The sequence below is a fragment of the Vibrio sp. 10N.261.55.A10 genome, assembly GCF_041470825.1.
Classification (GTDB): Bacteria; Pseudomonadota; Gammaproteobacteria; order Enterobacterales; family Vibrionaceae; genus Vibrio; species Vibrio crassostreae_C.
On the sequence record NZ_JBFRNC010000041.1, the window covers coordinates 15,552 to 27,196 of the forward strand.

Annotated in this window: 8 protein-coding genes; 6 read left to right on the forward strand and 2 right to left on the reverse strand. The window is 44.5% G+C overall.

Annotated elements, in window-relative coordinates; translation table 11 throughout:
* The first annotated feature begins 6 nt into the window (after nucleotides 1-6).
* Nucleotides 7-837: a phosphonate ABC transporter, permease protein PhnE gene (gene phnE / locus AB4274_RS13210; protein WP_372112235.1), complete on the forward strand. Its 831-nt coding sequence runs from the start codon at nucleotides 7-9 to the stop codon at nucleotides 835-837.
* A gap of 442 nt (nucleotides 838-1,279) precedes the next feature.
* Here the strand turns inward: phnE and AB4274_RS13215 are convergent, their stop codons facing one another.
* Together AB4274_RS13215 and AB4274_RS13220 are read right to left on the reverse strand one after the other, a co-directional pair.
* Nucleotides 1,280-3,433: a heparinase II/III family protein gene (locus AB4274_RS13215; RefSeq protein ID WP_372112236.1), complete on the reverse strand. Its 2,154-nt coding sequence runs from the start codon at nucleotides 3,431-3,433 to the stop codon at nucleotides 1,280-1,282.
* Between the two features lie 2 nt (nucleotides 3,434-3,435).
* On the reverse strand, nucleotides 3,436-5,643 hold the full coding sequence (locus AB4274_RS13220) for a heparinase II/III family protein (RefSeq protein WP_372112238.1): 2,208 nt from the start codon (nucleotides 5,641-5,643) through the stop codon (nucleotides 3,436-3,438).
* A 333-nt stretch (nucleotides 5,644-5,976) separates the two neighbouring features.
* On the opposite strand from AB4274_RS13220, the gene AB4274_RS13225 reads away from it, so the two are divergent.
* The 5 genes from AB4274_RS13225 (at nucleotide 5,977) to AB4274_RS13245 (ending at nucleotide 11,609) form a co-directional block, all read left to right on the forward strand.
* Nucleotides 5,977-6,312, forward strand: a complete 336-nt coding sequence (locus AB4274_RS13225; protein ID WP_009846518.1) for a cupin domain-containing protein — start codon at nucleotides 5,977-5,979, stop codon at nucleotides 6,310-6,312.
* A gap of 34 nt (nucleotides 6,313-6,346) precedes the next feature.
* A complete protein-coding gene (locus AB4274_RS13230; protein ID WP_017061485.1) occupies nucleotides 6,347-7,279 on the forward strand; it encodes a sugar kinase in 933 nt (310 codons plus the stop codon).
* 73 nt (nucleotides 7,280-7,352) lie between these two features.
* The gene (locus AB4274_RS13235; RefSeq protein ID WP_017069898.1) at nucleotides 7,353-7,979 is read left to right on the forward strand and encodes a bifunctional 4-hydroxy-2-oxoglutarate aldolase/2-dehydro-3-deoxy-phosphogluconate aldolase; all 627 of its coding nucleotides are present in this window, start codon (nucleotides 7,353-7,355) and stop codon (nucleotides 7,977-7,979) included.
* 851 nt (nucleotides 7,980-8,830) lie between these two features.
* Nucleotides 8,831-10,597 carry a sodium:solute symporter family protein gene (locus tag AB4274_RS13240; RefSeq protein ID WP_017061487.1) on the forward strand — a complete coding sequence of 589 codons (1,767 nt, stop codon included), beginning with the start codon at nucleotides 8,831-8,833 and terminating at the stop codon, nucleotides 10,595-10,597.
* Nucleotides 10,598-10,844: 247 nt separating this feature from the next.
* A complete protein-coding gene (locus AB4274_RS13245; RefSeq protein WP_017067326.1) occupies nucleotides 10,845-11,609 on the forward strand; it encodes a transporter substrate-binding domain-containing protein in 765 nt (254 codons plus the stop codon).
* The last annotated feature ends 36 nt before the right edge of the window (nucleotides 11,610-11,645 follow it).

Genomic DNA, 11,645 nt, shown 5'->3' on the forward strand with positions numbered 1-11,645 from the left:
CGACCAATGAGCACGTTAAATGAAACACCGACAAGCGCCATCAATCGTACCCAATGGCAGCGTTACGACAGTAAACAGAGCCTCATGCTTTGGCTAGGCTGGCTTTGCTTTGTTGCTTTGACAGTATTCGCATGGCAAGTCATGAACAAGGATACGATTTGGTACTTTGTGACTGACTCACCCAACCAATTTACTGATATCTCTTCACGTATGTGGCCACCAAGATGGAGCTACTTAGAGTCTCTTTGGAGTCCGTTGTGGGACACCATTAACATCGCGACACTTGGCACACTGTTAGGGATCGTACTCGCGTTTCCAGTAGCGTTCTTAGCTGCACGTAATACAACGCCAAGCATGACGTTTATCAGACCTATCGCGCTGTTCATCATCGCGGCAAGCCGTTCAATTAACTCGTTAATTTGGGCATTGTTATTGGTAGCAATCATCGGCCCAGGCTTGTTGGCCGGTATCATTGCGATAGCGCTACGTTCAATTGGCTTCGTGGCGAAGTTAATGTATGAAGCGATTGAAGAAGTGAATGCAACACAGATGTCTGCAATCCAATCGACCGGAGCTTCTCCGCTGCAGGTATTGAACTACGGCATTCTTCCGCAAGTGATGCCAAGTTTCATCGGCACGAGCTTGTTCCGTTGGGATATCAATATTCGTGAGTCTACGGTTTTAGGCTTGGTCGGCGCTGGCGGTATCGGCTTGAAATTGCAAGAATCGATGGCGATGCTGGCATGGCCTCAAGTGACTGTGATTTTCTGTGCGATTCTAGTGACGGTCATCTTCTCCGAATGGGTGGCAACCAAAGCAAGAAAAGCCCTTATCTAAATACTAAAAACAACGTCAAATAGACGGTTAGCTAAGATCAAAGCCTACTCACTGAGTAGGCTTTTCGTTTGTTGAAACGTTCTATTCTGTTTCCTACACGCATAAAAAAACCGAGCAACTCGCAATGAGTTACTCGGTTTGACTTATTCCCGATGTATTCAGTCGTTGTTGGTATCAACGAACGATTTTGCAATCACGACTGAATTCAATGTGACGCTTCGTTCCCGCAAAGCACCACATCAACACAAGCCATCGTTAAATAACTTGCATGTGATACCAATCGTAGTAAATAACTGATCACCCTAGCTTGTTAAAAAGCTCGATAACTTCGTTAGAATTTTTGATTGTAGAATAACTACTTATCGAAAAATTCTGCCTTGTTCTCAAGCTTTTTTCCTGCGCTATTTCTGCTCACTTACTTACTGTGATTAGTATTAATCATTTACAGTTGAGCAAATGATCCTTCCCACGAGTATGTCTCACCAGCAAACTCAACAGTGTGAGTTGCTTGCTGCGTGTCTTCAGCTTGGTTTGAGATACCGTAGTGGTAAGTGTTACCAGAAGTAGTCTGAATGCGAACAACAGTCCCGACACTGTTATGGCCCACAACAGATACTGATTTAACTAGACCACGAGCGCCTACAGAGGCTTCGATAGACTCGTTAAAGTAACCATGCGTTTCTAGTACAGAAGCAAACACGTGGTTTTGACCAGACTGACGTAAGATGAACGCAGGCTCACTCTTAAGGTTGAAGTCTGGATCGTTAGCACCAGTGCGAGCAAAAATCACTTCGCTGCCCGCATTCGCGCTAGTTACTAGGCTGTAGTAGCTGCTGTCATGTAGCCAGCTTACTAAAGAACCTTCTTCGTTTACTTTGCCTGAAGCAACGTTCCATAAATGTTGGTAACCGTTGTCTTCACCTAATGGCTTAAGCGTTGTTTCCATGTTGTAATCGAAGTCAGTGCGAATGATTTGACCCGAGTGGTGAACTGGTAAGTCGTACTGGTGCTCAGCGTCAGCTTCGATGCGGTACACATCAATTACTAGCGGTTTTTCGAACTCAGGTAGTTCAGCAAGAATCACGCTGCGTTGCATGTCTACGCCAGTGTAGTACTCAGAAATTGTGCCGCTCATACCTTGTAGCGACTGGTCGTCTGCTACGAAGAAGTGCTTCTGACCAAACTTAGACTCAGCCAATGCTGTGTTGAAATTGTTCTGCGTTTTCTGATCAACCGTTACTGTGTTGTGAGCAACCGTCTGCTTACAGTAAGACTTGTTCTCCGGGATGTAACGACCGCCAAACTTAGGCTCAACGTTTACCCAACGACCGAAGCCGTAATCGTGCAGCACTTCGTGGCCACGGTTGAATACGCTTAGGTGCAAGCCATCGTAGTGACCATGGTCTAGCGCAGAATGGTACTGGTGATCGCTGCCGTGTTGACCAAACCAGATCAACGCCATGGTATCGTCGTCTTGCTCATCACGGTGACGAAGAATGCTAACGCCGCCTTTCTCACCTTCAGGGCCGTCGGTAACGAACAGGCTACCCCAGTTGAATGGTTTGATTTCATCAGCTGCTTTAACAGCATCAGACAATGTTTTACCTGAAGCATGAACCCAAACGTTTTGTTGGTGGTTAGCCATACCAAGCAGAGTTTCAGTCTGCTCGTAACGGTGGTAACACACAGACGTTGCCATGATAACGCCTTCATCGTTGATAGAGATTGTCTTCGATGAATCGTTCAGCGCTGGCAATGTACCGTCTGGGAATGCGGTTTTGAATACAGAGTACGACGTTGTCTTGATCACTGAATCGTTGAATTCATAGATACCAACTTCAGGCTGACGACGTTCAATCGCTTCTGCGAACAGGTAGATTGGACGTAGAGAGAAACGGTGGTAGTAAGGACCTTCCATGTAGTAGCCGTCTGGCGAAAACAGTTGGTCAAGTTGCGCTAAGAAACCGCCGCTTACTTTGTCTAGTTTCAGGCCGTAAAGCGCTTTGTCTACAGACTCTTGATCGTTGATTGCGTAACCACAGATACCTACCGCTGCTACAGCCCATAAGCCGTGGTTGTGTACGATATCGAAGTCGTGTGCGTAAGTCACAACGAACATTTCGATCATTTGCTTAAGAAGATCGTCTTCGATAAGGCGCTTCTGCTCTTCAGAGATCGTGTGGTAAATACAGCTGTACGCACAAGAAGCGTAAAGCATCCACATGTTCTCGTTCAACGTTTGGTGGAACAACTTACCCGGAGGGTTAGAGTCACGGCTTACGTTGCTTTCAAGCGTTGGGTATACCGTCGCGTACGCAGTTAACATATCAACGATGTAGTCACGGTATTTTGTTTCCTCAGTGATAAGGAACAAACGGCCGGCTAGATCCATGTGGATGTAGTTTTGCTTGTGACGGTTATGTTCGTAACCGCCGCCTTCACCGTGACCTGGAACTTCAATGCCAACTTCAACCATGTAAGCGTCAGTTTGTTTAATGTCACGAGTCAGTGCGTTACCTAAAAGGCTATCCTTGCCAAGTTCTTTACGAAGCTCTGCTGCTTCATCAAAGTTAAGTAAAAGTGGTTGATAGCTCATTATTATTTCCCCTGCTTTGCAGTGCTAAGTTCTTCTGAATTTGTTTCTTGTAAAGTTGTCTCTACTGAGTAGAAGCCTGTCCAGCTGTATACTTTGCCGTTCAGTTCTACCTTGTGTTCAGTGTTGTCAGTCGCACCAAGTTGGTTGCTGATCATGACGGTCACATTTGATTTTTCTGTGCTGATTTCGACGACTGAACCTACATTTGTATGCGCGACAACCTTGATGTCTTTCACAACGCCGCGAGCATTGACTGATTGCTCGAACTCTTCGTTGAAGTAACCGTGCGTTTCAAGAACAGAAGCGAACAGTGTTGTTTCGCCCTTGCTACGTAGAATGAAAGCAGGCTCTGAGCGTAGGTTGAAGCTTGGGTCATTCGCGCCAGTGCGAGTAAAGATAACTTCAGCATTGTCGTTAGACGTTGCACCTAACCATGTGTAGTAGGTGTTGTTTTGTAGCCAGCTCACAAGTGCCGTGCCATTCACATCACCGCTTGCTACGTTCCATAGGTGTTGGTAACCGAAGTCACTACCCAGCGTGTTCAACTCTTTATTCGCTTGGTATTCAAAGTTAGTACGAACAATCTGACCGGCATATTGGTGCGAGTAATCGTATTGGTGTTCGCCTTCGCCACCTTTCTCAGAATCTAAGCGGTAAAGACCCAATAGTAGCGGAGATTCTAATTCTTCAAGGTTTAGCATGAACACGCTGCGTTGCATGTCAAAACCTTCGTAATGATCGTTAGCAAATGCGCTCATGCCATTGATTTGCTCGTCTTCTACTTTGAAGAAGTGCGGCAAGCCGTGTACTGCATCTGCACGTTCAACGTCAAAGTTGTTCTGACATTTTTCATCAATCGTTACTGCGTTATGTGCAATTGTTTGACGAGCGTAAGATTTGTTTTCGTCTAGGTAACGGCCGCCGAATTTAGGCTCAACGTTCACCCAACGACAGAAACCGTATTCACGCAGTACTTCTTGACCACGGTTGAAGAAAGAAATACCCAGCGTATCAAAGTTACCGTGACCCATGCCGTGTTGGCCGTAGTTCATAACAAGTTGAGAAACGTCGCCTTTCTTATCCTGCATACGGATAAAGCCTTGCGCGCCGTTGTGACCTTGAGGGCCTTCGTTCAATTCAACACTTGGCCAGAAAGGCATGCCGATTTCTTTCTCAGCAGACGCTGCTTCGTAGGCTTTAGATAGCTCAAGACCACATGGATGCATCCAAACTGCGTCTTGAATCTTCGCCATACCAAGAATGTTTTGGTCTACGCCGTTTTCAGAAGAGTAATGCTTGCTGTAAACACTTACTGCAACCTGAACACCCATGTCTGTAATACCCATAGTACGAGAAGCATCATTCAGAGCCGGGAACTCACCGTTCGGGTAAGCCGTCGCCAGCATCGCTTGTACTGTGTTACCAATCACGCCGCCTTTGTAGTTGTAGATATCCACTTCAGGCATATGACGGTGAATCACTTCAGCGAACACACACGTTGGACGAATCGCATAACGGTGGTAGTAAGGACCTTCCATGTAGTAGCCAGACGGTGCAAACAGCTGAGAAACTTGCGCTAGGAAGCCGCCAGTGTCGTTACGGTCAATGCCGTACACCGACATTTCAAGGTACTCACGCTTGCCAAGAGCAAGACCACAAATACCGACAGCGGCTACAGCCCAAATACCGTGGTTGTGAATTCGGTCGAAGTCGTGTGCGTATTTAACTGTGAACATTTCTAGCATTGGTTCGAAAATACGAGACTCAATATTGTCGCGTTGTTCTTGTGTCAGGGTTGAAGCAACACAAGAGTAAGCTAAGCTTGAGAACATTAACCAGCAGTGTTCGTTCAGGATTTGGTGGAACAAACGACCTGTAGGGTTAGTGTTTTTCTGTACGTGGTAATCAAACGTTAGGTATTTGTCTGCGTACTCTTCTAGTAATTCTGTAACAAAGTCAGCGTACTTTTGCTCTTTAGTGATCAAGAACATGCGACCAGCTAGATTCATGTACGTGTAATTTTGCTTATGGCGGTTATGTTCGTAACCCCCAGCTTCACCATGACCTGGGACATCAATAGGTAAACGCATGAATGCTTCTAGATCTTTCGCGTTCGCTGCAATGGTTTTGCCCATTAAGCTAGAACGGCCCACTTCAAGATGAAGCTGCTCGATTTCTGCTTCAGTCAACAATACTGGTTTAGTCGTCATATTCTTTGTCACCCTCAATAAAGAGTTTATCTGCTTAAACTTTGATTAAATTTTCAAACTCCATATAAAGTAATACAATATGAGCTTTAATTATACCTATTCGTCGCCAAATGATGAGTAGAGTCACACTATTAGTCATAAGTCATTGATGTAGCTGACTAATGGTAAATATCAGCCATTTATTAAGTTGTTGATTTATTTACGCTATATAAAGTATCGCTTGATCAATATCACACAAATTTAGATATATTGTATTACAATTGAGCTCATTCCCTTATGATGGATGCAAGTTAAGTAACACTTAAAAGATTTAAACAGATTAGGAGATACACAATGAACTCTTTCTTTATCCTAGATGAAAACCCATGGGAAGAACTTGGTGGCGGCATTAAGCGTAAAATCGTTGCTTACACTGACGATCTAATGGCAGTACACCTATGTTTTGATAAGGGCGCGATTGGCCACCCTCATACTCACGAAATCCATGACCAAATCGGTTACGTAGTTCGTGGCAGCTTCGAAGCTGAGATTGAAGGCGAAAAGAAAGTCCTTAAAGAAGGCGATGCTTACTTCGCTCGTAAACACATGATGCACGGTGCAGTTGCACTAGAGCAAGACAGCATCCTTCTTGATATCTTCAACCCTGCGCGTGAAGATTTCCTAAAATAATAAACAGCGCAACCTCAGTTGCTAAGGTAAGCATATGAAATCATTAAACATCGCGGTCATTGGCGAGTGCATGGTTGAGCTACAAAAGAAACAAGACGGGCTTAAGCAAAGTTTCGGTGGCGACACACTAAATACTGCACTTTACTTGTCTCGCTTAACAAAAGAGCAAGATATCAACACGAGCTACGTAACAGCACTAGGCACTGACCCATTCAGTACCGACATGTTAGAAAAGTGGCAAGCGGAAGGTATCGACACTAGCTTAATTGCTCAGCTTGATCACAAACAACCAGGGCTTTACTACATCGAGACCGATGAAACTGGTGAACGCAGTTTCCACTACTGGCGTAATGATGCTGCAGCAAAATTCATGTTTGACCAGGAAGACACACCTGCTCTACTTGATAAGTTATTCTCTTTTGATGCGGTTTACCTAAGTGGTATTACGCTTGCTATCTTGACAGAGAATGGACGCACGCAGCTATTCAACTTCTTAGACAAATTTAAAGCGCAAGGCGGCCAAGTATTCTTCGACAATAACTTCCGTCCAAAACTTTGGGAAAGCCAACAAGAAGCGATTTCTTGGTACTTGAAGATGCTTAAGTACACAGACACGGCTCTACTGACGTTCGATGACGAGCAAGAGCTGTACGGCGACGAAAGCATTGAACAGTGTATTGCACGTACGTCTGAATCTGGTGTGAAAGAGATCATCATTAAACGTGGTGCTAAAGACTGCCTAGTAGTTGAGAGCCAAAGCGCACAGTACGTTGCTCCAAATCCAGTAGACAACATTGTTGATACAACAGCGGCTGGCGATTCGTTCAGCGCGGGCTTCCTAGCTAAGCGCTTAAGCGGTGGCAATGCACGTGATGCAGCGTTAGCAGGTCACATTGTGGCAGGGACTGTGATTCAGCATCCAGGTGCTATCATTCCTCTAGAAGCGACGCCTGATCTGTCTCTATAATTACGCACTTTAACTATTAATCAAGGGTTTGCTTAGTTGAAAGCAAGCCCACATTTAACGTGAGAAAGAATTCATGACGACATTAAATGAACAACTAGCAAACCTAAAAGTAATTCCTGTAATCGCTATCAACCGTGCTGAAGACGCTATCCCTCTAGGTAAAGCACTTGTTGAAAACGGCATGCCATGTGCAGAAATCACGCTACGTACAGAATGTGCAATCGAAGCGATTCGCATCATGCGTAAAGAATTCCCAGACATGCTAATTGGTTCAGGTACTGTACTGACTAACGAGCAAGTTGACGCATCTATCGAAGCTGGCGTTGATTTCATCGTAAGCCCAGGTTTCAACCCGCGCACTGTTCAATACTGTATCGATAAAGGCGTTGCAATCGTACCGGGTGTTAACAACCCAAGCCTAGTTGAACAAGCAATGGAAATGGGCCTTCGCACGTTGAAGTTCTTCCCTGCTGAACCTTCTGGCGGTACTGGTATGCTTAAAGCACTAACAGCGGTTTACCCTGTTAAATTTATGCCTACTGGTGGCGTAAGCTTGAAGAATGTTGATGAATACCTATCGATCCCTTCTGTACTTGCGTGTGGCGGTACTTGGATGGTTCCAACTAACCTTATCGACGAAGGTAAGTGGGACGAACTAGGCAAGCTTGTTCGTGATGCAGTTGATCACGTTAACGCTTAATCTATTTTAGATTGAGTGATGAAGCCTCACCTCGGTGGGGCTTTTTGTTATCTGGCGTTTATTGCGCTGACTAACCGTAAACACGCTAAATCAACGTTGTGTTTCCCCCACACCCTATCGCCTTTCTCCCTATGGCCTCGTACAGCTCCACGATTAAGACGGGCAAGAACGAGTAATGTAAGGCTTTCAATCTACGTCAGTATGCATCTAACGAAGCGTTACTGGTGTCCCTACTGCCTATCTACCCCCTTTTACCCAGCCCTTTATCCAGCAATGTTCCTTTTCGATACGTCGTCAAACATCTCTCATCGCATGCACTGATAGCCACAATAGACAAAGTGCGCCGCAAAATGTGTCCCGTCATCGAGTTTAACGCCCACTCAGTGACAAAAATTCCAAATACGCACCTCTATGATGAATAAATAGCATAGAAAGGCTTCGTGGCCGCAGATAAACAGAAAATAGCGAAGTGAAAACAATGAGCTACACTTGAAATCTCAATACAAAAATTTTCAGTATAGGGTTCCAAATTAACGTGAATGTCGTCGCACAACACACCAATTTGTAGCACATTTGTTACGGTTATAATTAAAATCTTATAGATACTGCAAAGTAAGCGCTTTTGTTTATATTGTAATACATATAAACATTTAACCCTCAATTTATTTTAGATCTCAAACAAAATACACTCACATTTAAATTCAATTAAAACAAATACTTATATAACCACGTGTTAGAGGCCGAAAAATCAATGCGACCTAGATCATACTAAAGACATATTGTAGTACAAATAAACCTTGGGACGCGTTAATCTAAGCCCAGTTAATTATGATATTTAAAAGGCTGAAAAGATGACTATTGATACTTTTGTTGTTCTCGCCTACTTCTTCTTTTTAATCGCGATTGGTTGGATGTTCCGTAAGTTCACCACCTCTACAAGTGATTACTTCAGAGGGGGCGGCAAAATGTTGTGGTGGATGGTTGGTGCAACTGCCTTCATGACACAATTTTCAGCATGGACGTTTACAGGTGCCGCAGGACGCGCATTCAATGACGGTTTCGTTATTGTAATCCTATTCTTAGCCAATGCTTTTGGCTACTTCATGAACTATATGTACTTCGCTCCAAAGTTCCGCCAACTTCGTGTGGTAACGGCGATCGAAGCTATTCGTCAGCGCTTTGGTAAAACGTCTGAACAGTTCTTCACATGGGCAGGTATGCCGGACAGCCTTATCTCTGCAGGTATCTGGCTAAACGGTCTAGCTATCTTTGTAGCAGCGGTATTCAACATCCCAATGGAAGCTACCATTGTGGTAACGGGTATGGTTCTAGTATTGATGGCAGTAACCGGCGGCTCTTGGGCGGTTGTTGCTTCTGACTTCATGCAAATGCTTGTAATCATGGCCGTGACAATCACTTGTGCGGTAGCAGCTTACTTCCACGGTGGCGGCTTAACTAACATTGTTGCTAACTTCGACGGCGACTTCATGTTAGGTAACAACCTAAACTACATGAGCATCTTCATCCTTTGGGTTGTATTCATCTTCGTGAAGCAGTTCGGTGTAATGAACAACAGCATCAACGCATACCGTTACCTATGTGCAAAAGACAGTGAAAACGCACGTAAAGCGGCAGGCCTAGCATGTATCCTTATGGTTGTTGGTCCACTAATTTGGTTCCTACCACCTTGGTACGTTAGTGCATTCATGCCTGAGTTCGCTGAGCAATACACATCAATGGGCGACAAAGCCGGTGATGCTGCTTACCTAGCATTCGTACAAAACGTAATGCCAGCAGGTATGGTTGGTCTTCTTATGTCAGCAATGTTCGCTGCAACGATGTCTTCTATGGATTCAGGTTTGAACCGTAACGCTGGTATCTTTGTAATGAACTTCTACAGCCCGATTCTTCGTAAAAATGCGACTCAGAAAGAGCTGGTTATTGTAAGTAAGATAACGACTATCATGATGGGTATTTTCATCATTGCGATTGGTCTATTCATTAACTCTCTGCGTCACTTAAGCTTGTTCGATATCGTAATGAACGTAGGTGCGTTGATTGGCTTCCCAATGCTTATCCCTGTCCTACTAGGTATGTGGATTCGTAAGACACCTGACTGGGCTGGTTGGTCTACTCTAGTGGTTGGTGGTTTCGTTTCTTACATCTTCGGTATCTCTCTGCAAGCAGAAGACATCGAGAACCTATTTGGTCTAGAAACAGCGCTTACAGGCCGTGAATGGAGCGACTTGAAAGTAGGTCTTAGCTTAGCTGCTCACGTAGTGTTCACAGGTGGTTACTTCATCATGACTTCTCGCTTCTACAAAGGCCTATCGCCAGAGCGTGAGAAAGAAGTTGACCAACTATTCACTAACTGGAACACGCCGCTTGTAGCGGAAGGTGAAGAGCAACAAAACCTAGATACTAAACAGCGTTCAATGCTTGGTAAGCTTATCAGCACAGCAGGTTTCGGTATCCTAGCAATGGCTCTGATTCCAAACGAACCAACAGGACGCTTGTTGTTCCTACTATGTGGTTCAATGGTACTAACCGTTGGTATCCTATTGGTTAACGCATCTAAAGCTCCGGCTAAGATGAACAACGAGTCAGTTGCTAAATAGCTAAATAAGCAGCTAACAAGTTAAACCAAAATGAAGCCCATGTTATTCGATAACATGGGCTTTTTGTTTGTCTTCGGTTTATCAAAACGGAATATGAAACGCACCTCGATCAATGCTCACAAACCATAGAAATACCTATCTCCTGCCCTCGTTTCATCTTCTTTTCCAACCTTTCCAATGGTTTGATCTCTTTCTCTGATTGTTTCTGTTACTTTGAATGACAACACAAACACAACAGACAATTACAATGAAAAAAACATCACTATTACTTGCTTCCATTGCTCTGGCACTTTCTGGTGTCGCACACGCTGACCAGCTAGAAGACATTCAAAAATCAGGTACTCTGCGTGTGGGCACCACAGGTGACTACAAGCCTTTCTCTTACTTCGATGGTAAAAGCTACTCTGGCTACGATATCGATGTTGCACAGCACATCGCGGAACAATTAGGCGTTGAATTGAAGATTGTTCGTACCACATGGAAAGATCTACTGGCCGATCTAGACGACGATAAGTACGACATCGCAATGGGCGGTATTACACGTAAAATGCAGCGTCAGTTAAACGCGGAACAAACTCAAGGCTACATGACCTTTGGTAAGTGTTTCTTGGTTGCAAAAGGCACCGCAGAACAGTACGACAGCATTGAGAAAGTGAACCTCTCTTCTGTTCGTGTGGGCGTGAACATTGGCGGTACTAACGAGATCTTTGCCGACGCGAACTTGCAGAATGCAAGCTTCACACGCTACGAGAACAATCTCGACGTACCGAAAGCAGTAGCAGAAGGCAAAGTTGATGTGATGGTAACAGAAACGCCTGAAGGTCTATTCTATCAAGTAACTGATGAACGTCTTGAAGCGGCACGCTGCGAAACTCCATTCACCAACAGTCAGTTCGGCTATCTGATTCCTAAAGGTGAACAACGTTTGTTGAACACGGTGAACTTCATTATGGATGAGATGAAATTGAAAGGTGTTGAAGAAGAGTTCCTGATCCACAACTCCCTTAAGTAACTCTTTTCAATTTATACCGTAACAAAAAAGAGGCCA

Bases quoted from the DNA above. Each gene is read 5' to 3' on its own strand.
- AB4274_RS13215 (WP_372112236.1), bottom strand. From the start codon at position 3,433: ATGAGCTATCAACCACTTTTACTTAACTTTGATGAAGCAGCAGAGCTT.
- AB4274_RS13230 (WP_017061485.1), top strand. From the start codon at position 6,347: ATGAAATCATTAAACATCGCGGTCATTGGCGAGTGCATGGTTGAGCTA.
- phnE (WP_372112235.1), top strand. From the start codon at position 7: ATGAGCACGTTAAATGAAACACCGACAAGCGCCATCAATCGTACCCAA.
- AB4274_RS13245 (WP_017067326.1), top strand. From the start codon at position 10,845: ATGAAAAAAACATCACTATTACTTGCTTCCATTGCTCTGGCACTTTCT.
- AB4274_RS13235 (WP_017069898.1), top strand. From the start codon at position 7,353: ATGACGACATTAAATGAACAACTAGCAAACCTAAAAGTAATTCCTGTA.
- AB4274_RS13225 (WP_009846518.1), top strand. From the start codon at position 5,977: ATGAACTCTTTCTTTATCCTAGATGAAAACCCATGGGAAGAACTTGGT.
- AB4274_RS13220 (WP_372112238.1), bottom strand. From the start codon at position 5,643: ATGACGACTAAACCAGTATTGTTGACTGAAGCAGAAATCGAGCAGCTT.
- AB4274_RS13240 (WP_017061487.1), top strand. From the start codon at position 8,831: ATGACTATTGATACTTTTGTTGTTCTCGCCTACTTCTTCTTTTTAATC.